20 protein-coding genes, 2 tRNA genes and 1 pseudogene are annotated in these 26,447 nt (G+C 44.4%); 10 read left to right on the forward strand and 13 right to left on the reverse strand.

Annotation, left to right across the window (positions count from 1 at the left end; genetic code table 11):
* Positions 1-34 precede the first annotated feature (34 nt).
* Both LEPBO_RS0111015 and LEPBO_RS0111020 read left to right on the forward strand, forming a co-directional pair.
* Positions 35-544 (forward strand): inorganic diphosphatase, encoded by a 510-nt coding sequence (locus LEPBO_RS0111015; RefSeq protein ID WP_017287620.1) that lies wholly within the window; start codon positions 35-37, stop codon positions 542-544.
* Between the two features lie 248 nt (positions 545-792).
* The gene (locus LEPBO_RS0111020) at positions 793-1,638 is read left to right on the forward strand and encodes an MBL fold metallo-hydrolase (RefSeq protein WP_017287621.1); all 846 of its coding nucleotides are present in this window, start codon (positions 793-795) and stop codon (positions 1,636-1,638) included.
* A gap of 91 nt (positions 1,639-1,729) precedes the next feature.
* On the opposite strand, the gene LEPBO_RS0111025 is transcribed toward LEPBO_RS0111020, so the two are convergent.
* Complete coding sequence (locus tag LEPBO_RS0111025) at positions 1,730-3,901, reverse strand: glutamine synthetase III family protein (protein ID WP_017287622.1); 2,172 nt, start codon at positions 3,899-3,901, stop codon at positions 1,730-1,732.
* A 27-nt stretch (positions 3,902-3,928) separates the two neighbouring features.
* Positions 3,929-4,870 carry a polyphosphate kinase 2 gene (ppk2, locus tag LEPBO_RS0111030; protein ID WP_017287623.1) on the reverse strand — a complete coding sequence of 314 codons (942 nt, stop codon included), beginning with the start codon at positions 4,868-4,870 and terminating at the stop codon, positions 3,929-3,931.
* Between the two features lie 607 nt (positions 4,871-5,477).
* Here ppk2 and LEPBO_RS0111035 point away from each other — a divergent pair.
* From LEPBO_RS0111035 to LEPBO_RS0111050, 4 genes are all read left to right on the forward strand, one after another.
* Entirely contained in the window at positions 5,478-5,801 is a 324-nt protein-coding gene (locus LEPBO_RS0111035) for a YnfA family protein (RefSeq protein WP_017287625.1), read from the forward strand.
* A 194-nt stretch (positions 5,802-5,995) separates the two neighbouring features.
* Positions 5,996-6,970 (forward strand): S-layer homology domain-containing protein, encoded by a 975-nt coding sequence (locus LEPBO_RS0111040; protein WP_017287626.1) that lies wholly within the window; start codon positions 5,996-5,998, stop codon positions 6,968-6,970.
* Between the two features lie 115 nt (positions 6,971-7,085).
* The gene (locus tag LEPBO_RS0111045) at positions 7,086-7,616 is read left to right on the forward strand and encodes a DUF3124 domain-containing protein (RefSeq protein WP_017287627.1); all 531 of its coding nucleotides are present in this window, start codon (positions 7,086-7,088) and stop codon (positions 7,614-7,616) included.
* 95 nt (positions 7,617-7,711) lie between these two features.
* The gene (locus tag LEPBO_RS0111050) at positions 7,712-8,734 is read left to right on the forward strand and encodes a metallophosphoesterase (RefSeq protein WP_017287628.1); all 1,023 of its coding nucleotides are present in this window, start codon (positions 7,712-7,714) and stop codon (positions 8,732-8,734) included.
* Here LEPBO_RS0111050 and LEPBO_RS0111055 read toward each other — a convergent pair.
* Complete coding sequence (locus tag LEPBO_RS0111055) at positions 8,726-10,225, reverse strand: gluconokinase (RefSeq protein ID WP_017287629.1); 1,500 nt, start codon at positions 10,223-10,225, stop codon at positions 8,726-8,728. The two genes, LEPBO_RS0111050 and LEPBO_RS0111055, sit on opposite strands and share 9 nt — an antisense overlap.
* Before the next feature lie 173 nt (positions 10,226-10,398).
* Between LEPBO_RS0111055 and LEPBO_RS39990 the strand changes: the two genes are divergently transcribed.
* Both LEPBO_RS39990 and LEPBO_RS0111065 read left to right on the forward strand, forming a co-directional pair.
* Positions 10,399-11,700, forward strand: a complete 1,302-nt coding sequence (locus LEPBO_RS39990) for a site-specific integrase (protein WP_017287630.1) — start codon at positions 10,399-10,401, stop codon at positions 11,698-11,700.
* A gap of 159 nt (positions 11,701-11,859) precedes the next feature.
* Positions 11,860-12,111: a hypothetical protein gene (locus LEPBO_RS0111065; protein WP_017287631.1), complete on the forward strand. Its 252-nt coding sequence runs from the start codon at positions 11,860-11,862 to the stop codon at positions 12,109-12,111.
* A gap of 335 nt (positions 12,112-12,446) precedes the next feature.
* Here the strand turns inward: LEPBO_RS0111065 and LEPBO_RS0111070 are convergent, their stop codons facing one another.
* The 10 genes and pseudogenes from LEPBO_RS0111070 to LEPBO_RS42875 form a co-directional block, all read right to left on the reverse strand.
* Positions 12,447-13,628 (reverse strand): hypothetical protein, encoded by a 1,182-nt coding sequence (locus tag LEPBO_RS0111070; RefSeq protein WP_026148560.1) that lies wholly within the window; start codon positions 13,626-13,628, stop codon positions 12,447-12,449.
* A 131-nt stretch (positions 13,629-13,759) separates the two neighbouring features.
* Entirely contained in the window at positions 13,760-15,934 is a 2,175-nt protein-coding gene (locus LEPBO_RS0111075) for an SEC-C metal-binding domain-containing protein (protein WP_017287633.1), read from the reverse strand.
* A 593-nt stretch (positions 15,935-16,527) separates the two neighbouring features.
* The gene (locus tag LEPBO_RS0111085; protein ID WP_017287635.1) at positions 16,528-17,454 is read right to left on the reverse strand and encodes a hypothetical protein; all 927 of its coding nucleotides are present in this window, start codon (positions 17,452-17,454) and stop codon (positions 16,528-16,530) included.
* Between the two features lie 826 nt (positions 17,455-18,280).
* Positions 18,281-19,033 carry a hypothetical protein gene (locus LEPBO_RS0111090; protein ID WP_017287636.1) on the reverse strand — a complete coding sequence of 251 codons (753 nt, stop codon included), beginning with the start codon at positions 19,031-19,033 and terminating at the stop codon, positions 18,281-18,283.
* Positions 19,034-19,338: 305 nt separating this feature from the next.
* Positions 19,339-20,053, reverse strand: a pseudogene (locus tag LEPBO_RS41735) (IS1 family transposase).
* Positions 20,054-20,749: 696 nt separating this feature from the next.
* Positions 20,750-20,917 (reverse strand): PB1 domain-containing protein, encoded by a 168-nt coding sequence (locus LEPBO_RS42870; RefSeq protein ID WP_154660827.1) that lies wholly within the window; start codon positions 20,915-20,917, stop codon positions 20,750-20,752.
* A gap of 295 nt (positions 20,918-21,212) precedes the next feature.
* Positions 21,213-21,284, reverse strand: a tRNA-Thr gene (locus LEPBO_RS0111100).
* A gap of 10 nt (positions 21,285-21,294) precedes the next feature.
* Positions 21,295-21,376 (reverse strand) — tRNA-Tyr (locus tag LEPBO_RS0111105).
* A gap of 57 nt (positions 21,377-21,433) precedes the next feature.
* Complete coding sequence (locus LEPBO_RS0111110; protein ID WP_036044539.1) at positions 21,434-22,960, reverse strand: bifunctional ADP-dependent NAD(P)H-hydrate dehydratase/NAD(P)H-hydrate epimerase; 1,527 nt, start codon at positions 22,958-22,960, stop codon at positions 21,434-21,436.
* A 33-nt stretch (positions 22,961-22,993) separates the two neighbouring features.
* Positions 22,994-23,146 carry a hypothetical protein gene (locus LEPBO_RS42875; protein ID WP_017287639.1) on the reverse strand — a complete coding sequence of 51 codons (153 nt, stop codon included), beginning with the start codon at positions 23,144-23,146 and terminating at the stop codon, positions 22,994-22,996.
* Between the two features lie 286 nt (positions 23,147-23,432).
* On the opposite strand from LEPBO_RS42875, the gene LEPBO_RS0111120 reads away from it, so the two are divergent.
* The gene (locus tag LEPBO_RS0111120; RefSeq protein ID WP_017287640.1) at positions 23,433-24,905 is read left to right on the forward strand and encodes a TldD/PmbA family protein; all 1,473 of its coding nucleotides are present in this window, start codon (positions 23,433-23,435) and stop codon (positions 24,903-24,905) included.
* A gap of 162 nt (positions 24,906-25,067) precedes the next feature.
* Positions 25,068-26,408, forward strand: a complete 1,341-nt coding sequence (locus LEPBO_RS0111125) for a TldD/PmbA family protein (protein ID WP_017287641.1) — start codon at positions 25,068-25,070, stop codon at positions 26,406-26,408.
* Positions 26,409-26,447: the final 39 nt, after the last annotated feature.

Here is a 26,447-nt window from a genome sequence, read left to right on the forward strand (position 1 = left end):
AGAATGGTAAAACTGTTTAGCTTGGAGAAACGCAGTGGATTTATCACGCATTCCCGCCCAACCCAAACCGGGCTTAATTAACGTCTTGATCGAAATTCCCGCAGGCAGCAAAAACAAATACGAATTTGACAAAGATCTCAATGCCTTCGCCCTCGATCGCGTTCTGTATGCCTCGGTCATGTACCCCTTCGATTACGGCTTCGTCCCCAATACCCTCGCGGATGATGGCGATCCGCTCGACGGCATGGTGATTATGGATCAGCCCACTTTCCCTGGATGCGTGATCGCAGCCCGTCCGATCGGCATGTTAGAGATGATTGATGGTGGCGATCGCGATGAAAAGATTCTCTGCGTTCCCGACAAAGATCCTCGGTACGCAAACGTCAAATCACTCAATGATATTGCCTCTCATCGTTTAGACGAAGTGGCAGAATTCTTTAGAACCTACAAAAATCTGGAGAAAAAAGTCACCGAAATTCTCGGTTGGCAAGATGTGGATAAAGTGATGCCACTGGTTGAAAAATGCATTAAAGCTGCAATCTAGATTCCGTAAATTTACGTAGATTACAAGGCTCAGGAAAATTCCTCAGCCTTTTTTTATATCTGCGTCTATAATTCATGTCAACTTGGTAGTCGTGAAAACCTGTTGGGTAGCTTAGAAGTAGGGACAACCCTCCCACCGTCAAATCATACGGTTCTGTCGCAAACTGCTTGTGGCAATCGACACAATAAAGATAGTTTTATCTGCCGAAGTCGAGTTCATGAGCGCTTGAAGTAAACGCAAATCCAGCAATGACCCAGTCTTCCGATTTTTTCATTCACTTTTGGGGTGTTCGAGGCAGCATCGCCGTTCCCGGAAAAGAAACCGTTCGCTATGGTGGCAATACATCCTGTATTGAAATGCGAGTTGGTGGCAAACGCTTGATTTTTGATGGCGGGACTGGGTTGCGAGTTCTTGGCAAGTCGATGCTCAAGCAGATGCCCGTCGAAGCCCACATGTTTTTCTCCCATTCCCACTGGGATCACATTCAAGGCTTTCCTTTCTTCGTTCCTGCCTTTATTCCTGGCAATTGCTTTCACATCTATGGTGCGATCGCTCCCAATGGCGCAACGATGCAAAAGCGACTCAGCGATCAAATGCACGACCCCAATTTTCCAGTGCCGATGCAGATCATGAAGTCCGATCTCAAATTCACCGATCTGATGGTGGGGGATGTCATTGACCTAGACGGCATTCGCATTGAGACCGGACCGTTAAATCATCCGAATAGTGCGATCGGCTATCGCGTCACCTATAACGGTAAAACTGTTGTTTATGCAACCGATACCGAACATTATCCCGATCGCATTGATGAAGATTTGGTCTATCTTGCTCGTGATGCAGATATTTTGATCTACGACGCTTGCTATACCGATGAGGAATATCACGATCCCAAAGCTCCGAAAATCGGTTGGGGACATTCCACCTGGCAAGAAGCACTGAAAGTCGTAGATGCGGCACGCGTGAAAAAAGCAGTGATGTTCCACCATGATCCGAATCACGATGATGACATGTTGGATCAGATTGAAGCAGATGTGAGATCGGTCTTTCCCAATAGCTTGTTAGCGCGTGAAGGAATGATTCTCCCCGTCGATTAAGGTCGCCCAAGAGTATCATTGTCCATCGTGCAATTGCGTTGAAAAAAGCCGCCTTCATTGAAGGCGGCTTTTTCTTAGGTAAAACGATCAGCTATTTCACAAACAGCATCTCTTGATAAGTCGGCATCGGCCACAGATCATCTGCGACCTCACCTTCGAGGGCATCTGCATACTCGCGCACCTTGTCCATTAAAGGACGAATGGTTTGAGAGCAGTACTGCATATGAGCCTCTACACTCTCAAAATCATGCTGGCTCATGGCTGTGCTCAATTTACTAACGTTATCCATCATCGATTGAATCAAAGCTGCCACTTTTTCAGCCGTGTCTTTCTCAAGCGTCAAGCCAATACCGCTAATTGCTGAGATCGAAGTTGCTAAATCTGTTAGATACCTGACTGCCGCAGGGTAAATGATCGTTTTCGCCATGGTTACGACGAGCTTCGCTTCAACCTCGATCGATTGAATATACTGCTCCGCATAAACATCAAAGCGGCTTTCAAGTTCAACGGGAGTGAGCACTCCAACCTTCTCAAAGAGATCTTCGATCGCCTTATCTTTCAACACCGGCAAGGCATCGGCAGTTGTCCGAAGATTCGGCAGTCCGCGCTCTTCCACTGCCATGCGATGCCATTCTTCAGAGTAGCCATCTCCTCCAAAGATGACAGCACTATGTTTGTCCATCACTTCTTTGAGCACAGTGAACACTGCTGCACTCAATTCGGTTCCTTTTGCCAGTTCAGCTTCCAGTTGGTCAGATACCCAGGACAGCGAATCTGCCAAGATCGTATTCATTGCGACCAAGGGACCCGAAACAGATTGACCCGAGCCAACCGCACGGAATTCAAAGCGGTTGCCAGTAAAAGCAAAGGGAGACGTACGATTGCGATCGCCCGGATCTTTCGCAAATATCGGTAAGGTATCGACTCCTAGATCCATCATTCCGCCGTGGGTCGAATCTTTGACTTCACCTTTGGCGATCTGTTCAAACACTTCTTCGAGCTGCGTGCCGAGATAGACCGAAATGATGGCAGGTGGAGCTTCATTTGCTCCGAGACGGTGATCGTTACTCGCCGTTGCCACAACCGCTCGTAACAGTGAGCCATAGGTATGAACCCCTCGAATCACTGCGCCACAGAACAACAGAAATTGGAGGTTTTTGTGCGGTGTATCACCTGGATCTAGCAAATTCCCTTGAGTGGGATTGCCGACCGACCAGTTTACGTGCTTTCCTGAACCATTCACGCCTGCAAATGGCTTCTCATGCAGTAAGCACATGAAACCATGCTTTTTAGCAGTCGTCTTGAGAATGGTCATGATCAACTGCTGGTGATCACTCGCAACGTTGGCTGCTTCAAAAAAGGGCGCAATTTCAAACTGCCCAGGAGCGACTTCGTTGTGTCGAGTTTTGGCGGGAATTCCCAGTCGGTATAGTTTCTCTTCCACGTCCTGCATGAAGACCTGAACCCGTTCTGGAATTGCACCGAAGTAGTGGTCGTCAAATTGCTGACCTTTCGCTGCAGGTTTGCCAAACAAAGTTCGACCCGTGAGCAGCAAATCTGGACGATTGTGGGCAAAGTGAGCATCCACTAAGAAATACTCTTGCTCTGCACCACAGCTTGAGTTGACAGGAGCAACTTCAGTGTAGCCCAGTAGTTTCAGGGCGCGAGTCGCAGCTTTATTCATTGCAGCGATCGAGCGCAGTAACGGCGTTTTTTTATCGAGTGCTTCGCCTGTCCAAGAGACAAACACCGTCGGAATGCACAAGGTCACGCCGTTATCGGTTTCCATCACATAGGCAGGACTCGTCACATCCCAAGCCGTGTATCCGCGTGCTGCATTGGTGGCTCGCAGTCCGCCATTCGGAAATGATGAGCCATCCGGTTCACCTTGAACCAGCACTTTGCCCGTAAATTCTGAGATCACAGACCCATCACTTTGTACGGAAATGAATCCATCGTGCTTTTCAGCCGTTGCATTCGTGAGTGGGTAAAAGACGTGAGCATAATACAGTGCGCCCTTCGAGATTGCCCAATCTTTCATGGCTGCCGCAACGACACCTGCGACAGAAACATCGAGTTTCCCACCGGTTTTAACTGTGCTTTGGAGTGATTTGAAGACATCCTTGGGTAAGCAAGCTTGCATCTTGCTCAAGGTAAACACATCGCTTGCCCAGATTGCTTCTAGACGAGCAGGAACTTTCGGAGGAAGGGGAACTCGATCGGTAACTTGAGAGATCGCTTTAACACGCAATTCGTGGCTCATAGGGATTGTCCTGAGAAAGTGGAAAACTTAGTAAACGTGGGGAACAAAGAACTGTTCGTTGCGAGGGGGACGCACATAGTCGTCTGGGGCAGCGCGGCGTGGAGGAAGTTCCAGCGCTTCGGGGGTCATATCGGTGTAAGGAACCTTGCTCAAAATATGGCTGAGACAGTTGAGACGTGCCCGTTTCTTGTCATCTGCCTCGACCGTGAACCAAGGAGCTTCAGGAATATTCGTATGAGCAAACATCGTATCTTTTGCTTTGGAATATTCCACCCAGCGATCGCGCGATTCGAGATCCATTGGACTGAGCTTCCAACGACGAGCCGGATCGACCGTTCGCGATTGAAATCGCCGTTCTTGTTCTTCGTCACTGACGGAAAACCAATACTTCAGCAGCATGATTCCCGATCGTACAATCATCCGCTCAAACTCTGGGCAGGATTGCATAAATTCGGTGTACTGAGCGTCGGTACAAAAGCCCATCACATGCTCAACGCCTGCTCGGTTGTACCAACTGCGATCGAACAAAATAATCTCTCCGGCTGCGGGCAAGTGTGCGACATAGCGCTGAAAATACCACTGTGTTTTTTCACGATCGGAGGGAGTCCCCAGTGCAACAATGCCACAACCGCGAGGATTAAGCGGTTCTACAATGCGCTTAATGGTTCCTCCTTTTCCAGCAGCATCGCGCCCTTCAAATAAGATCACGAGACGATAGCCTGTGTGCTTGATCCAGTACTGCATTTTGACCAACTCACACTGCAAACGTGCAAGTTCTAGCTCGTAAGCTTGCTTGCCGAGCTTTTTTTGCTCAGGAAGGTCACTTTCAAAAGGCTCTGATGGATTTTCAGCAGAAGGTGGATGGGTCTGATGTTTATTCTTTTTATGTTTCTTGTGTTTCTTTTCCTTACTCGATGACTGATTGTTTTCCTGTTGTCCAGCTAAACCATTTAGATTTTGGAATTCCATGACACTAAACCTCCGAGAAGCTAGGACTCAGAAAGGGAGAAACCTCTAGAACATTGTGAGCGTCTCTCCCTCCCTAATGCTTTCCAGTGAGGAAAGGTCTGAGAAGGGGACGCGAACTGTGAATCTGAATTGTATCAGCGCAATGGCCAAGACTCCGGCAACCCCTTGCGGGAGAGCCTTGATCGCACAGTTCCTTACAAATCAGCAGAAAGCACCTTTCAGACACAGCTAGATGCCCCAATTCGCGATCGTTAAACATGCCTATCGCGAATCTGCAATATGTTCAAACGTTTTCAAGATAAATCTGATAGATGTCATCAAGATCCATCCATCAAATTGCTTGAAATCAGCATTTGGATACTTGCAAAGGTTTAACCTCCGTCACATGGTAGGAACAGTCCCCTTAGAAATTTGTATCAGAAAATACAATCTGTAGGGAAAGTAAAAAACTTTACACAATTTAATATTTAACAGGATGATGTATCATTAATTATTATATAGCTTGAGCTTATCTAAAAAACCGAATTGCGATCGTATGCTTGCTAGCCATTTCATTTTGCGCTGTACTCATTGAGGCATCTAGACTGATGAGCGATTCTTGCAAATCATGATTCAATCCTTACTCTTCTTTGTTCTCGCAGCACTGTGTGAGATTGGTGGCGGTTATCTCTTTTGGCTTTGGCTCCGAGAAGGCAAAAGTTCGTGGTTAGCAGTGATGGGCGTGATCATTTTGGCGATTTATGGTGTGGTTCCAACGTTACAGCCTGCCAATTTCGGTCGCGCCTATGCAGCGTATGGTGGGATTTTCATCGTTTCATCTATCTTGTGGGGCTGGTTTGTCGATCGAGTTGCTCCTGATCGATACGATTGGCTTGGAGGCTGGCTCGCGCTTCTGGGCGTTCTAGTCATGATGTATGCGCCTCGAAGCTAAGCTGATTCTTCATACAGTGGGAGGCAGAATACTGTAATCGGAATAGAGCTAAAGAACGGGTGATCTATCGACTGTAGCAATTTCGACAGACCCTTCCAGTTCAGATTTTGCCGTAATACTCAGTCTTTAGATTGAAAAATATTTGATCCGAAAAGAGCTACAAAGAAAGGCATACTTTGCAGGCAAAAATAATTATGTCTAGAAGACTCTACTATCTACCATTAGCAGGATGTTTAGCGGCAGGAATCACGATTTCGCTAAATACCACTTCTAATGCTCAGCAGAATTCTCAAGGCAGCTTTCCTGACACTCAAAAGCACTGGGCACAGCCTTTTATTAATGCACTTGCTCAGCGTAATATTCTCCAGGGCTATCCAGATGGAACATTTCGTCCCACTCGTCCTGTAGAAAGAGATGAATTTGCAGCAATTATCCGGGAAGCATTTAACCAAAACCGAGAAAGACAGATTTCCAGTGGCAGTGCGTATCGAGATGTTCCGAGTGGGTACTGGGCGTCTCTTGCGATCGAAGAAGCTTATGAGATGGGCTTTATGAATGGCTATCCTGATAAGACGTTTCGCCCGAGACAATCCGTTACACGGGCTGAAGTTCTCACGTCACTTGCTCGAAATCTAGAACTCAGTCAGCGGGTTCCGAGTACTGCTACAACGGCGCAGCAAGCTCAAAATGCGAAGGCTCCCGCCCAACAAGCTTCTGCTCAACAAACTCCCAGACAGCAAACTCGGCGACCGATCGTACTGCCGTTCGCGGCTCTAACCTTGATGCAGCCTCTGATGAGTGCTGCTAAGACTGCAACTCCGTCTGCTAAGGCTGCAACTCCACCTGCTCAGCCTGCTCAATCCCAAACGGTTGCCAGTGCAAATTCTACTTCAGTTCCTGCTAGCCAGACCCTCAACAGTTACTATGATGATGCAGATCAAATTCCACAGTTTGCGAGAGATGCGATCGCATCTGTGACTCGTGCTGGGATTGTGGTGAATCATCCGCAGCAGCGTCTTCTCAATCCGAATCAGCCTGCAACTCGTGGCGATATGGCAGCTTTTATCCATCAAGCCCTCGTCAATAAGGGACAAGTGCCGCCTCTGAACAGTGAGGTTGCTGCTTCTCGCTATATTGTGGGACGGGAACCGAATCGCTCTACTCCATAGCTCGATTTGCATTGCGTTAGTGGCGAGGATACTGACGCAATGCTGAACTTTTGACAGGGCATTGCGATCGCACTTATTGTTGGTCTAGTCGGATTCATCCCCAGCCAACGCGATTATGATCAAGCGATATTTCTGTCTTGCTATTGTAGGTCTGATTTTACTAGGATGTAAACCAGAGGCTGAACTGCCCCCTACTCCTCAGTTGAAAACTGTGACACTCACAAACAGCATTAAAATTGCTAGAGGTCAAACGGTCTATGTCCCTGTCTACTCTCATATCTATTCGATAAGTCGTAGTCAGAAGATGGACTTATCAGTGACTCTGAGTGTGCGAAATACAGACCAATCCCACCCGATGATCATTACTTCTGTGTTCTACCACGATACAAATGGCAAGTTAATTCGGAAATATTTAGAGCAGCCTGTAGAACTGAGACCGCTTGCCTCAACCTATTTTTTTGTCGATCAAGCAGATACAGGTGGGGGTGCAGGAGCGAGCTTTTTAGTCGAGTGGGTCGCCCAGCAGAAAGTAACTGATCCAGTCATTGAAACGGTGATGATCAACACAATGGGCAACCAGGGAATTTCATTTGTGAGCGAGGGACGAGTGATTAAACGTCGAGAGGCAAGTACCTCGTCGAAGTAAATCTGACTTGAAGATTGATAGCGTTAGCCGAATCTAGCCATTCAAGGTTAAGATTGGTGTCTAAGCAGATTAAGGGCAGGTTTAAACTGTGCACTATGCGGACAATCGTAGTCGGCGATATTCATGGTTGTTATCGAGAACTTTTGCGGTTGCTTGAGAAAGTGCAACTGGCGGATGAGGACTGTCTCATTTCACTAGGAGATATCGTCGATCGCGGTCCTGATTCTGTCAAAGTGTATGATTTTCTCAGAAATCGCCCGAATACGATCGTCTTGATGGGCAATCATGAGCGTAAGCATCTGAAACAAACGTTGTCCTATTCTCAAGAGATTGTCAAATTGCAGTTCGGCGATCGCTATACGGAGTTTCTAGACTGGATTCGCCTGTTTCCCTACTATTACGAAACGCCTGAAGCGATTCTAGTTCATGCTGCGGTCGAAAATGGTATCGACATTGCACAGCAACGAGAAGAGGTACTGTGTGGCTGCACAGCAGGTGAGAGGTATCTAGAAAGGCAGTACGGTCAAGCCTATTGGACTCAGTTTTATCGGGGCGTAAAGCCTGTGATTTTTGGTCACCACGTGGTCGAAAATCGTCCTTTGGTCGTTGAGCAGAAAGCCTATGGGATTGATACCGGAGCGTGTCATGGGGGACGATTAACAGCACTGATTTTACCGAGCTTTGAGATTGTCCAGGTTCAAGCTGCAAAAGATTATTGGCGTGAGGAAATTGTCAAATGGCAATTACCTGTGCTGAAAGCCAAGCCTTGGAAAACGTATAAGTGGGAAAAGATCAAGGCAATGTGTGAGGAGAATCGCAATTCTTCGATTCCAGACCTGGCTGCGTTTACGATTCAGAAGGAGCGATGGATGAGCAACTTACTGGCTTTATCGACGATCGCAATTCCGAAAATCGAACAGCAACTGGCAACTTTAATTGCACAGTATGGGGTAGATGATTTCAAGAAGCAAGCCTGCCATTTCAGCTATGCTCCTTTGTTGTATAAGGCAAATTCCAGCCAACTCACGCTTGAATTTCTCAAACAAACTCTTCCGACCCCTGAGCGATGGCTTCAGGTGATGGCTGATCTCGGCATTGATATAGATACCTCAATCTAGAGTAGAAAATTCTGGTTCTAGCAGATAGTAAAGCCGTTGGTAACGATCGAATAACTTGTGATATTGCTGCGATCGCTCTAAGTTTGGCAGATGTCGATCGTGAATCCGAATCATCGACTGTACAGCTTCGAGTTTGACGATTTCCCCAACTGCATACATTGCAAGTACTGCTCCGCCGAATCCGCTTGCCTCATAGACTTCAGGTGCAAGAACTTCTATCCCAAATAAATCCGCCATCATCTGCCGCCAAATGCGCGATCGTGTCATTCCACCGGATGCCAAAATAGTCTGACTCGCGTCAGTCAAGTCACTCAACACAGTTGTAATACTATACGCTGCAAACAAAATCCCTTCTAAAACGGCTCGAACAAAGTGCGATCGCTGATGTTGCAAAGACATGCCAAAAAATACCCCCCGTGCATCTGCATTCCAGTAGGGCGCGCGTTCTCCAGACAGAAACGGCAAAAACAGTAATCCCTCTGCTCCGACTGGAATAGATTCGGCAAGCTGAATTAAGTGTGCATAAGCGTCTTGCTCGGGTTCGATTTCAAGCTGTCCAAAGGTATCGCGGAACCATCGCAGAACAATCCCACCATTGTTAGAAGCTCCACCAATCACCCAGTATTTCTCAGTTAAGGGATAGCAGAAGCTGCGACCTTGCTCGTCGGTAATTGGCTGAGAGACAACTTTTCGGACGGCGCTACTGGTTCCAACGGTGATCGCTAACTGATCCGATGCGATCGCGCCGACTCCTAAATTTGCAAGTACACCATCGCTTGATCCAACGACAACCGGAACGTTCGGATCGAGTCCCATTGCTGCTGCATATTCAGGCTTCATGCCTTGCAGAATATGAGTGGTTGGAACTAACTGGCTCAGTTGATCGACCCGCACTTGAGCGAGGTTAAGCACTTCTTGATCCCAGTTCAAAGCTTTGAGATTGAGCAATCCGGTTGCCGCTGCGATCGAGTAATCAACCACATATTGTTCAAACAACTGATACAGGACGTATTCTTTAATCGAGATAAACTTCACTGCTTTGTTAAAGCGATCGGGGTCACATTCTCGCATCCACAGCAACTTGGTTAAAGGCGACATCGGATGCAGCGGTGTGCCTGTCTTTCTGTAGATCTGAATTCCATGTGGGCTTTGCTTTAATGCTGCGGCTTGTGCCACACTGCGATTGTCTGCCCAAGTGATGCTCTGACTCAGGGGAAAATGATCTGCACCCATGACAATCAGACTATGCATGGCAGACCCGCACCCAATCGCCGCAATGTCGCGGCTAGATAAATTGGCGCGCTGAATTGCTTCTCGAACTGATTCTAGAACTGCGGAAAAAATCAGGTTGGGATCTTGTTCAGCAAATCGCGGTTGAGGGGAAAGCAACGGGTACTCTCGACTGGCAAGACCTTTCATTTCGCCGATCGAATTAACGACGATCGCTTTTGTGCTCGTCGTACCGATATCAATTCCAATAAAATGATTCATGACTCGATTTTAAAGCCCGTGACGAGGATTGAACTCGTGACCTCACCCTTACCAAGGGTGACAAAAATAATTAAATGCATGACTTTCAACTCCTGTTTAATTATTTATGCCAATTTTATGCCAATTTGTGTGATACAAATAGGGGAAACTTCCTATCTCCTTAAGCCAACTTTATGCCATCTGCAAAGTCATTCAAACCGATCGATAACAATGGATCGATCGCTGTCAGATTCACCTATCCCAAAGGTCAACGCCGCACGATCCCTTTAGGTGGCAGATATGGCGACCCAGAATCTATGAATCTTGCTCAAAAGGTCTGTGATCGCATTTATCGGGATATTGTTGCAGGCGAATTTGATTTTACAGAGACACGTTACAGGAACGTTATTGAACGTACTCAAGCAGACAGACGGAAGCGAGAGGAGTTAGATAGACTTAAGCAAGTGCGAGATGAAGAATCCAAAAGGCTAGCGCAAGAAGCAGAGAAATCCAGAAGGTCTGAGAAGGAACCCAGTTCTTGGGAGAAATCAATCAAGAGACTGGAAGGTATCAATGCCGCAATTGAAAGAGACAGAAAGCAGAAGCAAGAAAAGGAGAATCCTCACTTTCTGCCTCTGTGGGATGAGTGGGTTAAATCTCTAGAACTACCCGCTAGAACGAAAGAGAAGCACTATGATGCTATTCGTAGAATGGCTGAGAAGTCAGGAAATCCTAGACTAACTGAATTGGAGTGGTTTACAAAAGCCGAACTGAAACATACAACATTTAACCAGAGACGATCCTACCTCGTTAAGTTTGAAAGATGGGTTTTAGAGTCCAGAGGTATCAATCCCAAGTTCAATCTGAAGAGTAGGAAAGCTGAAGAGTTTGAGGAAGACGAAGAACCATTTACTAGAGAAGAGATGAAAGCTATTTTAGATGCTTTCAGAAAAGATTCTTTCTGTCCTAAGAAATCTGCATTCAAACATTCTCATTACGCTGATTACGTGGAATTCTGCATCTTGACAGCATCTAGACCACAAGAAGCGATCGGTCTTCGGTGGAAAGATATAGACTTTGCTCACCATAGATTAATTATTTCTACAGTGCTAGCTAGACAGGATAAAGGTGCAAGAAAAAGAAAAGAGCTTAAAGCAGGAAATATCAAAGTCTTACCATTAAAAGGCAGATTACTAGAGATTCTAGAGACTAGAAAACCTGAGAATGTCGAGCCTGAGTCTTTAGTTTTTCCTGGTACTAAAGGGAAACCCATTGATGATACAAATTTCAGAGATAGGCAATGGATTCCCATTTTGAATGGCTTGAAAATTGAATATCGACGATTTTATAACATTCGTCATTCCGTCTTAACCGCAGTGGTGAAAGAGACAGGAAACCTTATGGAAGCAGCTAAGCTTGCAGGACACAAAAATCTAAGAATGGTTCAAGAAAGATATGGTCATCTTGTTGGAGATACCCAAGCTTTTGAACTCTAGTTCTCCACTTCGCCTAAACTAATTGAATTTGATTCTATAAGTGTTTAATCATTAGATTAGGAGAGATACTTTAATTCTTCTAATCATCCAACTTGGATCATTTTTAGAATTCCTGGTTATCCTATTCCACACATACTTAAATAGGAGAGGAAGCCTATTATGTCTAAGAAAACAATTCAAGCCAATGATTTACCTAAAGTAGATGGACGTTCTAATGCTAGAGGAATCTTATTGAAGAACTTCTCAATCGAGGATATGACTAACAAAAATCCTGAGTTATATCAGCGATTATTTGTAACGTTTAAGCCTCTAGGAATTGAGGATAAGCCTAAATTACTTCATCAGTTAATTGATGATTTTGCGGTCTGGCAAGAAGCCAATAATGCTGAATTACAAGGCAGAAAAGCTTAAGGCACAATCTGAGGCAATAGAGAGAGCTAAGCAGTTACTCGCTAGGCAGGGTATTGATCCTAAGACTGCGTTCAATGATATCAAATAACCAAAACCAAAAGACCCCTGAAACTTAGCTCTCAAGGGTCTTTTTTCATACCTACTTAAGTCTCGTTCTTACCAATTGAATTAAACAATGAAATTGATTTAGGGAAGAGAGAAACAGGAGTAAGTAGCGGTTGGATAACGGTGCGCCTGAGCGGCTGCAAACAACCTTCGTAATACACCAGGATCTTTTTTCAATCCGCTCCAGCCGGATTGTTATGCGCCTGGTTCATGTGTAGATTCATAATTTCTTAAAAAACCTCTTGTGCAACTGGGGTCAAAAACTCTATTGGAGACAGTATGGAACCATCTCGCAAGACACTAATTGCACTATAGAAAGGTTGAATATCAGGAAACGTGTCAATTTCAGTAATCGAAGCCAATCCTCTCCGGGCTACCGAAGTCATAATACGAAAAATGGATTCTTCAACTCCAAAGAATGTCCCGGTTCCGACATCTAGCCTTAATGGATCTACTGACCTGAAGATAAACCGCCCACTTTGCTGTTCAAGTGCGAGCGTTCCTTCGGTGGATGGAAAGTAACCTCCAACAAAGCGTCTACCCTGAAGCGGATATCTAACACCCTGAACGGGAGAAGCTTGAAATTCCCACACTACAGCAGGAAAGCGAATTTCATCAGGAACGAGAAATCCTTCTGTAAGCGATGCAGCTAGAATTGGTTGTCTAAGTTTTGTCGCAATGTTGCCATAATGAATTGAAGCAACCATTGCACCAAGATTTCCATCAACATCATCATCATTGATACTGCCGGGAGTTCTGGGATCTTCGGCACTTATTCTTGATTTAACAGATTGCCTATTTTGCTCCGTTGCGAATCGTGTCCCGACAATAAATCCTTTAAGAGATACTGAATTATCAGATCTATCCTTCGCAATTACTCTACTAAATTGATTACGCCATGAGTCAAATTCACTACTATTAAAGCTAATAGAAGAATAACGCCCTTTTGCCTCTGCTATATAAGCTATTTGGGCATTTCTTGAGCATAAATAATCTGGCACATCGCCCTCAGAAATACGATCAATACGTAGATTGCAAAACTTTGATTGAAATCCTTTGTTAAGGACATGCTCTATGTGAGCAAAGTAAGTTACACCTAAATAATCGTGTAAAAAATAACGACAAAAAGCTTGACCTAATTCATTAGAACGATGGCGACGCGCTGCTGTTGATGCGCCAATACCATCACCTGCAAGACGAAAATCTCTAGTATTTGTTAAGAATCGCAAATACTCAAACTGAGCAGGATCAGGATTAGGCGGAGCCTGCCCATAACAATCAAGATAATAATGATGATATAGGGTGGCAAGGTTGATAGGGATTTGAGATTTTGGCGTTCTGGATGACGCTTCACACAACGAAGTGGGAATAGGTGAGAACTTATTTAATGCGATATTAATTATTTTGTTCATATCAGCTCAAACTGAATGACTAGGAAAGGGGCTGGAGGATAAGGCGTATAACGGCAGAACGCGGCGGCACATAACCTCAAACTCAGCACCGAAGCTTCAGCCCATCTGCTGCCGTAACGTGTTAGGCGAACTCACACTCTCCATTCTTGTTTCAGGCAGCACTTCTTATATTTTTTGCCGCTACCGCATGGGCATTTTTCATTACGCCCTATTTTCTTCGATTGTTTAGTCGTAGGGGCGAAATTAATCTTATTTTTCCTCTTAAGGTTTTGGGGCTTGGGCAAATCTCGCACTAATTCATCCATTTCATTGGACTGAACCCAGTCATATTCTTTATTTACGCCAAACCTTAGCCTTGGAACTTTTTGCCCAATACAAATTCCAAACCATGAACTTGCTTTATGTGCATACTTTCTTTGTTCACAGTGACTTTCTAAATGAGGTCCAGATATAGATTCGTGGTAATCGTTGCAATGAATAGTCAAACCTGATGTCTCTTCACTCATAACAAGAGTTAGATCATGATGCTGCCCATCCTTTCTGCCTCGCTTAATTAATTCAGCGATACCATCATTTATCATTTCAATAGTATTTTCACTCAGTGAGAGTAATGTAAATCCAAGATTAATTATTGCGGAGTGCTCAAGCTGTTCTATACCTCTTATTATTTGATCAAATGCCGTCCCTCTGTATTTTGTTAAAATCCCTTCTGGAATAGCTGCGCCTAAAACGCCATTTCGTCTTGCTTGCATCGCAATATCAAGATCAACGGGTATATCATCCGCAAGTGTCAGCATTGTATATTTATTATCTACCCACAAATTATTCTTCAAATGATAAGAAAGAATGGTTAGCTCATGAGTAGAATGGATCTTTTCACCGTAAGCTACCCGCCTATTTACATAGCTCAAGAAATGTAAGGGAGACTGTAACATTTCTGTCATTACATCAAGCAAAAAAACATCCATTACAAAGGGAGGTTTTATATTTTTGGTTTGCTGAAAAGTTAAAAATTGCCTTACTTGGAATGAAAGAGCTGGATAGTGCTCAGAAACTACACAAAAAGGATAAATTTCTCTATACTCTCGATTAATATTTAGCTCGTTTCCACTCTTGCCAACAAGCCTGTATTTTTTTTCGTTTAATAGCTCGGCACATGAAAAAGCCTGATCGTAAGCATCTTGAATAGCTTTCTTAAAATCAGACTGCAAACTGTTATCGTTACCCTTGCGTGAAGCAATAGTCAGCTTCTTTGATTTCGCTTGTAAAATTATTGCTCTGTCTGCAAAAGTAACTAATACATCAATTTCACCAACCTTGCGTTTAGAATCATAGATGTCAATATTCGAAAATACGCGATCCTCGCCAAATACAAGCTTCAATCTCTCAACAGAAAAGTTTTCAGTAAACTCACCCCTATGCTGCATCGCCGCCGCACGATAAGCTGCATCATCGTTAAACCAGAAAAATGGTGTTTCATATAGTGCCTGTGTCAAACTATAGAGCTGAAATAGTAAATACTCATCCTCTGAAAGCTGAATAATCGGATAGGCGTTTTTGGGGTTAAAGTCATCTAGAGAGTTGAATTCATCCATGCCAATGGGTGACACAAATGATTCGATGAGAAGCCTTACAATATCAATTTCAATATTTGAAATGTCACTAACTTCTTTAGCTGTAAACTTAAATACTGGAAGAAAGGTCCATTTGTCAGGATTTTCATTAGAGAGTTCTTGGAGTAAGTTATTAGCCTTATTGTTTTGTAGCAACTGTATTGACATCACAACATCAATAAGTTGCTGAGTAGAAAATCTCTTATTCTTTAAGAACCAATCATTATCCTTTTCGTATTTTATCTTTGAAAGGTCTATATATTGAAAATCATAGGCACTCTCTCCGCCGTAAAAAATCGGTTCCCGCAAGACTAAGCCATTTCTAAAGGGATTGAAATCCTGCTCGCCAACTTTACTTGAATCAAATATGTATTCTAGCTGCATCATAGACTGATGAATTTCTTGCAACAAAGAATTAGTTTTGTCAATGCATCTTTGCATTACTTCAGGCAATGGTAAGTCAATGTTTAGTCGCTTTTTGCAAGCAAGCCCTATAAGAGTTGATATTTCAGTTCTCACGCAAATATCCCCAGAGGACTGATAAAGCACGTCCTCTGGAGTTAATGTATCAACATATTGAATTAGGTTGTTCTTATAGCAAAGGTACGCAATTACATGAACATATCCTGGAGTAGCGCATATTTCAGCTAGCTCTGAAAAAATCTCGGATTCTTTTCTGACTGTCTCCCTCACAAATACTCACTCCAATACTTTTGAGCGCCTAACGTTCCGGTTGAGCGGCAACAGATCGACCTCAACGATAGACGAAAAGACAGCTCAATTGTCCGCTCCAACCAGAACGTCCTACGTCGTGCCTCTCAATGAATAGCTGACATAAAGCTGTAAAGCTATCTAGATTTGCTACGACTGCTTAACCGATTGACTAGATGCTTGTGCAACCCTTTGCTAATAAAGCCTTGAGATAGCAGATTGTCGTAAGCATCTCTTATGTAAGTTTTACTTTGAGAATTTGGCAACACCTCCTGAATCTGAGAGTTAGGGAAAGTACGAGAATTTTTCAAAGGAGAATCTTCAGACTTTAATCCGACTATTAATTTTTTCAGTAGATCTTCAACTTCATTAAATTGAAGTTGCTTTTCCTTTAACTCCTTTCTAAAGGAGAGATCAATAAGAAGGAGTTGTGTAATAGTCGGTATTAATACTTCAATGAGATTTTTATGGTCATCTCGTAGGACGTAACACAGTATGCCTATCAAAACTATTGCAAGTAAAAATCTTAACCACGATACACCGAGAATACTCATCTTTGCTTGAAATTCAATTAACTAAGTAAACGAATCACCAAATCGACTGGAAACTTCCTGCTCAACTCTTTTTGTCTCCTCCTTAAGTTGTTTCAAAGATATAGCGCCAACTTCTTCCTCATAAAAGTCTCGCATTCCCTGAAGTCCACGAGATTTTATGGCTAACTCAAGCATCGCAAACCTCTCATGAATAATCCTACGTTCGCCTTCATAGAGGCGCTGGTAGCGCTTACACATAGATTCAAGGAAATTATAATTATCTAATCTAACTTTTGCTGCTCTTCCGCTACTAAACGCTACCTCGGCATCTTGTAAAGTATCAGTATACTCATCCCAAATTTTGTATATGTGCGAACGTTCGAGAACATCTTTATCAAGTAACTTTGGCATGTTTTTTATGTCGAGATATGCCCATCTGATATCATCTATCTGATAGTCGATTGAAGGATTGCGTTCTATCAGAAGACCCTCGACAAATTCGATCTCTTCACGGCAAGTCAGTAGCATCGCGTCAATTCTTCGTGAACCTGCCTCTAAGTTCACAATCTCCGTAACTTCTGAGCCGATCGCGTTCTTCTTTTGATATTCAAAATCTATCTTAAGCCCCTTAACTAAGCTAATCATTTCGTCAAGGAGAGTAATAGATACTCTCTTAGAAGCGTCCAAATTTTCGATTATTTGTCTGCTAGCTTCTCTGCTTGCTTCTCTAAATTTTATCTCTCTCCTTTCTGCAATCCGACTATCAGCTATGTGACCTCTACCAGTGACATACAAGATTCGCTCGTAGAAAGTGGGTCTTTCCCGTTGTTCTGCTCGTCGATTTATCTCAGCCAATTTATGCTCAAAGTTCTCATATATTTGCTGGTATCTAGTAGATTGACGAATAATAGCGCCTGCATCTTTTTCACTTCTTTCTACTAAATTTTGATTTTTATCTTCAATGTTCATCTTAGAATCTCTCGATTTTCGAGTTTGAGACAGAATCTACAAAGTTAGCCACAAAAGCTAAATCAGAATTGCTACTCTTCAACAACTGAAGCCGTACAACAATTGTTTAGACTGACTCTTTCCGCCTAATCATCTAGCTCTAGACATTAGACCGAAAATAGTCGGCATAATATCCTAAGCTAGAATATCAGACTGACTCTTTCTGCCTAATTCGGAATTAGAAACATTAGACTGTCTCATTGTTCCGGATATTACCTGTCGGTAGGGTAATTAGACTGAAAACTTCAGTATTTCTTCCAGAAGAGAAGCTGTAATGGTTTGCCTAAGCGTCGGTTTAACTAGATTCAACTGATGAGCAGAGTTTCCTAGTCTTTTTCAGATCAATTGAATCGTTTAATTGAATTAAACAGGAGAAGATTTCCTATCTTTGTCTGAATCTAATGATTAGAACTAATCATCGGTCTAGGACAGACCCAATATAGGTGCGATCACTCTGTGGCAAAAGTACCTCTGCCTTATTTTCGGATTAATTCAATCGGTTGAGAGATAGGGTAAATCAGGGTTAGAAAGGGTATGAAGTGCTGAGACTGTGGCTATCAGAGGTATTAGAGCCTTTCAACGCAATCGCTCAATTCAGACAGCCTTTCTTCCATCCTGTCTATGCATTCCGTTGGATCGTAGTCCTCTAAGCTCATCCTGATATACGCTCCATTTTTGTTTTCCTCTACCTTCTCAATCTCATCTTTGAACTCATCTTTGGCAATCGCGGTTTCATTCTTAACGGAAACATCTGATTCAAGGGTTTCTCTATGCAGTGCTTCTCTTCTCAGTAGATCAGGACAGATATACCACTGCTTAGGAAAGTAGCGATCGGTTCCATTCTTCTTACATCTTGCCAGCAGTACTGGATCTGTACGCTTTGCAAAATAGGATGACAATTTCTAAACTCCTTTTTGAAAGGATCGATTAACTCGAAATAATGATCCGGAGGCATTGGAATATGATCGCCTGAAACTTTGCTGATTCCCAAATATATGCTTCTTACTAACTGTTTCTGATCGAATAATGTCTCTCTATTCTCATCAAGATAGAGAAGAAGAATGTTGATATCAAAATGAGGTTTACCAGTAGCAAGAGTACGGAATTTAGAAAGCTCAAACTTGAGTATCCAAGGCATTAATAAATCTGCTTCTTTTGCTTTATCTATGCCGAATATTTTCCTGTATTTGTTATTAATTGAATCTTTTATTTTCTTGCAAACTTCATTTAGATTGAGATGAAAATTCTCATACTGTTCTAAGGTTAGAGAGTCATACTTCATAATCATCCAAGCTAATCGTTCAGGATGCAAGCACCATAGATAACTAGCGAAATTATAAAGCTCTTGTTCCTGCTTCTCCCCTATTCCATTAGAGCCTTTGATTCTGACTGACTGTGCTAATCGATCGGTTTTGCGACAGTAAACCGATGTGTTTTTTGATTTCTTTCCTACCCTCAAATTGCCTGAGAAATCGGCACTGAAAGTCGTAATCTTCTCTGAGGATTTATCTCCAGAATCGGAATTTCTGTTAGTATTCATGTTGAACCTTTTGTGATTTTTGGCTGCTTCCCCTAACCGCAAATTAGGGGTCTATTTTTTTGGAATTATAAGCGACTACTGAAGAGATTTAACGTGAGGTGATTCACGAATAGAACCACAGAATAAAGATTCGCGATCAAAATCCTTTTGGCTTCCATTCATCTCTTACCTGAAATCAGTTTGATCTATCAATTGATTAAAAATTTCGGCTCAAATAGAGAACGAGAAATCAAGGGTTTCAGAGTTTTTTTCACGAATACAACATCTGAAAATCAAGACCGGGTATGAAAAAACCTCTGGTAGTCCTAAACAGGTAAGGATGCGTTGTAGTGATGAATGAAGTACCAGATCGCTCCAATGTGATTGTCCACCTTCTTGGATTGGAGAAAGACAAGGTTTTTCGCACCAGTCGAGAGATTCTTTGGCGCAGGGTGCAGTTGAATCGTTCAATCCGATTGGTCAAACCACTCTCCTTGCCAACTGCCCGATGCCGTTGACTGGGTAAGACTGCTGCATACGCTGCCCAGAAGTCGGTATAGCAGATGGCACATTGTCGGTAGACTGGCGGCAAAGATTGCCACAAGGCTTTAGCTCCCGCTTCTGAACGGTTTCCGATATGCACCCCCACAATTTCCCGTGTCTTTGCATCTATCGCTAACCAAACCCACTGCTTGTTTCCTTTGTGGTCAACGAACGACCACAACTCGTCGCACTGGATCGTTAATCGCCCCTTTTTTTAGCGCTCACGCTCACCCGTCGTGGCACAGCAGCATATTTGGCGTTCACGTAGCGTTGCAGCCATAACTCAGACACCCCGGTGACTCTCGCAATTCCTGCCAATGACAACCGCTCTAACAGCAACTTATCAATCAAGTCTTTAGTCGCTTGATTGATAAGTTTGTTCTGCGGGTCTTGCACGAACTGTCGTCCACAGTCCCGACAGCGATAGTTCTGTTTGCCGTTATGGATTCTGCCATTTTTGACGACGTGTTTTGACTCGCAACTGGGACAAGAAAGCATGACTGCGACACCAGGAAAACCTAAACATCGGTTTTCATTTTATCCTTACCTGTTTAGGACTACCAAACCTCTCTAGAACTGAATCTAGAGAGGCTTTGCTGAGGATTTCCCGATAAGTACAACGCAATGCCCAATACTAAAAACTTACTGCGCTTAGTTCTTACTCAAGACTAATGATTAAAATTAATGATTGAACTTGAACAAGGAAAAGAAGCACTTGAATCAACCGAGTAAGACAAGTTACTAGCTATTTATACTAAACGCAAAAGTAAACGCCATTAATTCACTTCCTGGAACATGTTAATAGGGATTCAGAACATGATGAGAGAGTATGTGTAAGAACTCCTCTGAATGCCCTCACACTAACAATTAGATATCAATCAGTATATTGTAGTATCCCTTGGGTTCTACGTTCTCTGATCAGTAACGCATACCTTTTTCCACAGATTGTCAAAGTTCTTCCAAGAACATCTTTGACAATCTGTGAATTTTGAGATGAATGAGACTCATTATGAGACTTTTACTTCACCAAGAATGATCTGTAAGGATGTCTGAAAGGGCTAAGAGTTTAGATATATCTTAAGTACTGAGAGGGGGTTAGAAGGGCAGATTTTAGGGTACTGACGTACTGAGAGGGAATGAAAAAAGGAGCAAGAATAAATCTCACTCCTTCCAGTTCAGAAAATGCGATCTCGCTTAGCTGGCAGTCGGAACTTTTTGAGGCAACCCAGTAGCTACATGAATCGCCATTTCATCGTTAGGGCATGACTCGTACAGCTTCATTACCTCATCTAAGCGATACTCAGAGTCAATCGACTGATTCGGGTCATGCTGTTCATCTCTCAACAGAACAAACAGTTTCAAGCCTGTCTCAGCTTCGATATAGCAGAGAAAGATCAGGTGTTCTAGGGAGAGACAAGAATACTTAGAACCGACTTCCTAGAATTGGCATAAAGTTAGAGAGATTTATGCCAATTTCCTAGATTCTCTACAGACCTCAGCCGATAGGAACTTTCTCTGTTTATGCCAATTTTATGCCAATTTTTTCCTAAATTTACCTAGGTTTTGGTTCAAAAGTACTGAAAATGAAGGAATAGAAAAAATAGAGAAAATAGCCGGAAGCTCCTGACATTAGTAGACTTTCAGCTATGCTTTCTAAAGCCCGTGACGAGGATTGAACTCGTGACCTCACCCTTACCAAGGGTGTGCTCTACCACTGAGCCACACGGGCAAAATGTGAATGGGCCGAGCTGGATTTGAACCAGCGTAGGCGTAGCCAGCGGATTTACAGTCCGCCCCCATTAACCACTCGGGCATCGACCCTTGTCATTCACAAGAATTTATCTTAGCACAGGTTCTTGAGGAAAGCTACATAAAAACTTAGTTTTTTTGGTGAGCAGCGATCGACGGGATTAAAAACTGGGTCAAGGTATGGGCATCAACACCAAGCTCCGTCCGGGTTTCAACGGCAAGAATCCCCGCTTGAGCATGCCACCACGCAGCAGTTTGAGTCATATCGAGAAGCGAAATTTGGCTCTGGGCGGCGATCTGTTGAGCCAATAATCCGCCCAATAAGCCCGTGAGCACATCCCCACTGCCGCCGCGTGCAAGCGCCGGAGTACTTTCTGGATTAATTCTTAGTTCTCCTTCAGGATTGGCGATCGCAATTCTTGCTCCTTTCAACAACACGATCGCTGTCGTTGCTGCTGCCGCTGCTCGAACTGCTGTAGCCCGACAGGTTAAATCAGCATTCGGAAATAATCGCTTGAATTCTCCTAGGTGCGGGGTCAAAATCGTCGCAGCTTGACGGGTTTTGAGCGTTTCTGCACCCAGTTTTGCCAGCGCATTCAGTCCATCTGCATCTAAAACTAAAGGTCGATCGCTGTCTAAAACTTGTCGCACAATGTCAGCCGCTTCTAACGTTAGACCCGGCCCACAGGCGATCGCATCAAAGGCAGTGAGATCGAGATCAAGCTGCGCGATCGCACCAGACTCAGTTTCAGGACAACCGATAACGAGAGCTTCTGGCAGGTGAGAAGACAGCATCGGCTTGAGAGAATTCGGAACCGCGATCGAGAGCATTCCTACCCCGCTGGCTCGTCCACCTAATCCAGTCAATAACGCTCCTCCTGCATATCGCTCTGAACCGCAAATCAGTAAGAGATGACCCATTTTGTATTTATGGGTCGAAGCGGGACGTTCTAGCGGCAACGCAGACATTGCCCACGTTGAAGTCACGCGCTGATTTTGGGGAGATTCGCCCAAAATCGCGAAAATATCAGCCAGCGGAATATCGAAATCAATTAACTCCGCTTTGCCAACGAATTCAAGGGCAGGTTCTTGCAGTAAGCCGAGTTTCCATAAGCCAAGGCAAAGCGTGTGCGTCGCTCGAATTGCGGTTCCTAAGGCTCGACCTGTATCAGTCTCTAATCCAGACGGGAGATCAATACTAATCAAGGGGATCTGCCAGGTATTCACTTGATGAATGAGAGACAGAATTGGATCTTCGATCTCTCGCGTTAATCCGAATCCAAACAAGCCATCAATGATCAAATCGCATGATTGCAAATCCTCAACACAAGGAATTCCTAGAGACTTTGCATATTGAAGATGGGTTGCAGTCAAATCCTTGAAGCGAGAGAAGGGACTGAAAACCTGAACTTCATATCCGCGAAAATGGAGTTCCCGCGCCACTACGAGAGCATCTCCGCCATTATGACCGGAGCCGACGAGAATGCCCACCTTACATGCTGGATACAGTTGAACAATACGATCGCTCAACTTTCCTGCGACTTTCTCCATCAGTGCCGCAACGGGCATTCCAGCCTCAAAAATGCGATGCTCGATCGATCTCATCTGATCAGCCGTTACCAGAATCCGGGAAAGGTGTTCTAATCTGGAATTCACGATCGCCCTGCCAATAACCGCACCTACAGCCTATCAAGAACTCTTCCCGGGTTCCATCAGCCGCAGATACAGAAATGTTGCAAAAAAGAAGAACGGCACAAAAAACCATTCTGGAGAATTGCGGTACACCCAAATCATCAGGATAAGCCAGCAAATCAAGCTCGTAATGGCGAGAAGCTCACGCATAGAATACCTCGGTGATTTCCAGGGGATTGTTTTACATATTTCAGCAGTCTCACCGAAACTTCAGGCAGATCAGCAGAAGAAGTTGATTAAGATTCCGTGAAGATGGGCAAAATCTCGCATTCATTGCCCTCTACGGCTTTGAGTCGAGACTACTGAACTCCGTAGAAACGCACATCTAACAGAAGAAAGATCTTATAGGTACGGACTCCCCCAAATCACACATGTCTCTAAAGCAGAATCGCTTCGCTACAATAAACGAAAACGAACCCTGCGCGAGGCTTGCTTGATGCAATCACCGACTCTTTTAATTTCTAAAGAGCTACCTAGCTTGACTTATACTTATGCTCCTGATCGATTTGATGAATCATGGGAAGCTCCATTGTCGATTCTGCTTGGACTCGGACGGGCAGCGGGGGCAGATTTTATTGAATTTTTCTTAGAGCGCGTCAACTACATTAGCTGCATGGCAGAAGATGATGCGATTACGAGCATTGCGCCTCGATTGGCAACAGGGGCAGGCGTGCGGGTGTTTCGAGGCAAGGCAGACTGTTACGTTTCGACGAATGATTTGTCGTTTAACGGGCTGAAGGCTGCCTTGGAAAAAGGCTTATCGATTATGGGCTTGCATTTGCCCGCACCCAATTCGTTTGTGCCTGAAATTCACTTAGAAATTCTGCGCGATTACGCCACTAAGAAAGGCAAAGAAGCTTGGCTCGGGCAGTCTAGTTCGATGCGGGAAATGGGCGATGTTTTATTGGCAGCGAATGGAGCGCTTTCTCAGAAGGCGAGTCACATTCAGTCGCGCCGCGCCGTGTATTTCCGCGACTGGCAAGAAGTGTTAGTAGCGGCAAGTGATGGAACTTTTGCGCGCGATATTCGCTTGACGCAATCTGTCGGATATAGCTTGCTCTGTGCAGACGGTACGAATCGATCGTCGATCAGTAAGCGGGTTGGCGGAACGAGTGCACCTGATTTTCTCAGAACGTGGAATTACGCGCATGACGCAGAAGAAGTGGCAGAATCGGCGGCGAAAATGCTGTACGCCGATTATGTCGAATCGGGAACTTACCCGATCGTCATGGCAAACGAGTTTGGTGGGGTAATTTTCCACGAAGCTTGTGGTCACTTGCTCGAAACAACGCAGATTGAGCGTAAGACGACTCCGTTTGCCGAGAAGAAAGGCGAGAAAATCGCGCACGAAAATCTCACGGCATGGGATGAAGGGATTACCTCGGATGCATTTGGCACGATCGATATGGATGACGAGGGAATGCCTGCTCAACGCACTTTGCTGATTGAAAATGGCATTTTGAAGAATTTCATTTCCGATCGCGCTGGCTTTATGAGAACCGGACATCCGAGAACAGGAAGTGGTCGTCGTCAAGGGTATACCTTTGCAGCAGCAAGCCGGATGCGGAATACGTATATTGCTCCCGGTGAGTATGAGATCGATGACTTGTTCGCGTCGATCGAGAAAGGAATCTATTGCAAAAAAATGGGCGGCGGCAGTGTCGGTGCGACCGGACAATTTAACTTTGCCGTAGATGAAGCTTATCTGATTGAAAACGGGAAAGTGACGAAGCCATTGAAGGGCGCGACCTTAATCGGGGAAGCAACTGAGATTATGGATAAGATCTCGATGTGTTCCAAGGATTTGGGGCTGGCAGCAGGATTCTGTGGATCGGTCAGTGGCAGCGTTTATGTCACGGTTGGACAGCCGCATTTGAAGGTGGATTCGATTACGGTTGGCGGACGATAGTTCGAGGTTTGTTGGTTTCGTTGCAGTAGGATCGCTGTTTGTTCAATCCTTTAGGTTTGGGGACGTTGAAGACCTTCAGGAATGTTCAGGGGTGAAACTGCTGACAACGAAGCGGAAACCATCGAATTCTCGTAAAGTGAGACATCTTGGAGCAAAGAGAATATGGCGAAAGTTCAGGAAATTGCGGCAGCAGCACAGAATGCTGCTCAGAAACTTGGGATTGAGAAGTTTGATATTTTTGGATCTGCGATCGACGAAACGAGTGTGCAAGTCGATCAGGGTGAACCCCAACAAATGAAGGCGTCTCAGCGCTCAGGTGTAACGGTACGAGTGTGGAATGAAGACAATAGCGTTGGCGTAACTTCCACGACCGATGTTGATCCGATTGGATTAGAACTCGCACTCAAAACGGCGAAAGAAGCGAGTTACTTTGGCGTGAAAGAGAATGCGCCAGATTTTAGCCCAGAAGCAACTTCAGCGATCGCTGAAGTCAAGCAAGAACATCTTCCGCAAGCTGCGGTTTCACAGTTACTAGAGACTCTGATTCAGGCAGAAAAACAACTCTTAGCAGCACATCCTGCGATTGTTGGTGTTCCTTACAACGGATTAGCTCAGCGAGATATCGATCGTTTTTATCTCAACAGTCAGGGTGCTTTACGGCATGAGGCACATTCTTATGCGTCAGTTTACTTGTACACCAAGACGGAAGAAGAAGGAAGAAAGCCTCGCAGTGCAGGCGCATTTCGGGTCAGTCCTGGTGTTGAAAAGCTCGACATTGAAGGCTGTTTGAAGGAAGCAGCCGAGAAAACCATCAGTCATCTGAACTACGACAAAGTCAAGACGGGAAAATACCGGGTTGTCTTTTCGCCGGAAGCGTTTCTAGGTCTGATTGGTGCGTTTTCTAATATGTTCAATGCTCAAAGCATTTTGGATAAGCAGAGCCTTTCGACTGAGGAATCTTTGGGAAGCACGATCGCATCTCCTCTGTTGTGTTTAGATGACAACGTGCTGCATCCAGACAACATTGGTGCGGAAGCATTTGATGGAGAAGGGACTCCCACTCGTCCAGTTTCTTTGATCAAAAACGGTGTGCTTTCTAGCTTCTTGCATAGTGCTGGAACGGCGAAACGCATGAATGTACAACCGACTGGACATGCCAACATGGGTGCGAAGGTCACGGTGAGTCCTCACTTTTTCCATGTGTATGCAGGAGAACCTGCGGCACAGGAATACAGTTTGGACGATGCAGACAACGTGATTTTGATCGATGATTTGAGCGCGCTTCATGCAGGTGTGCAGGCGCTGCAAGGCTCATTCTCGCTGCCTTTTGATGGGTGGTTGATTGAGAATGGCAAGCGCACAAGTATTGAATCGGCAACCGTTGCAGGTGACATTCGAGAAGTGTTGAAGTCGATTATCTATGTGGAGAAAGAAACGGAATTCACTGGCTCAGGGGTTGCGCCTAGAGTTTGGGTAGACGAACTCTCGATTACAGGAGAGTAAAGTGAAGTCTCGCGAACGGAGCCTTGGCGAATAGATTTC

This window comes from Leptolyngbya boryana PCC 6306, from assembly GCF_000353285.1.
Lineage (GTDB): Bacteria > Cyanobacteriota > Cyanobacteriia > Leptolyngbyales > Leptolyngbyaceae > Leptolyngbya > Leptolyngbya boryana.

Coding starts and splice junctions, on each gene's coding strand:
- LEPBO_RS0111020 (WP_017287621.1), top strand. CDS start 793: ATGACCCAGTCTTCCGATTTTTTCATTCACTTTTGGGGTGTTCGAGGC.
- LEPBO_RS0111025 (WP_017287622.1), bottom strand. CDS start 3,901: ATGAGCCACGAATTGCGTGTTAAAGCGATCTCTCAAGTTACCGATCGA.
- ppk2 (WP_017287623.1), bottom strand. CDS start 4,870: ATGGAATTCCAAAATCTAAATGGTTTAGCTGGACAACAGGAAAACAAT.
- LEPBO_RS0111035 (WP_017287625.1), top strand. CDS start 5,478: ATGATTCAATCCTTACTCTTCTTTGTTCTCGCAGCACTGTGTGAGATT.
- LEPBO_RS0111040 (WP_017287626.1), top strand. CDS start 5,996: ATGTCTAGAAGACTCTACTATCTACCATTAGCAGGATGTTTAGCGGCA.
- LEPBO_RS0111045 (WP_017287627.1), top strand. CDS start 7,086: ATGATCAAGCGATATTTCTGTCTTGCTATTGTAGGTCTGATTTTACTA.
- LEPBO_RS0111050 (WP_017287628.1), top strand. CDS start 7,712: ATGCGGACAATCGTAGTCGGCGATATTCATGGTTGTTATCGAGAACTT.
- LEPBO_RS0111055 (WP_017287629.1), bottom strand. CDS start 10,225: ATGAATCATTTTATTGGAATTGATATCGGTACGACGAGCACAAAAGCG.
- LEPBO_RS39990 (WP_017287630.1), top strand. CDS start 10,399: ATGCCATCTGCAAAGTCATTCAAACCGATCGATAACAATGGATCGATC.
- LEPBO_RS0111065 (WP_017287631.1), top strand. CDS start 11,860: ATGTCTAAGAAAACAATTCAAGCCAATGATTTACCTAAAGTAGATGGA.
- LEPBO_RS0111070 (WP_026148560.1), bottom strand. CDS start 13,628: ATGAACAAAATAATTAATATCGCATTAAATAAGTTCTCACCTATTCCC.
- LEPBO_RS0111085 (WP_017287635.1), bottom strand. CDS start 17,454: ATGAACATTGAAGATAAAAATCAAAATTTAGTAGAAAGAAGTGAAAAA.
- LEPBO_RS0111090 (WP_017287636.1), bottom strand. CDS start 19,033: ATGAATACTAACAGAAATTCCGATTCTGGAGATAAATCCTCAGAGAAG.
- LEPBO_RS42875 (WP_017287639.1), bottom strand. CDS start 23,146: ATGCGTGAGCTTCTCGCCATTACGAGCTTGATTTGCTGGCTTATCCTG.
- LEPBO_RS0111120 (WP_017287640.1), top strand. CDS start 23,433: ATGCAATCACCGACTCTTTTAATTTCTAAAGAGCTACCTAGCTTGACT.
- LEPBO_RS0111125 (WP_017287641.1), top strand. CDS start 25,068: ATGGCGAAAGTTCAGGAAATTGCGGCAGCAGCACAGAATGCTGCTCAG.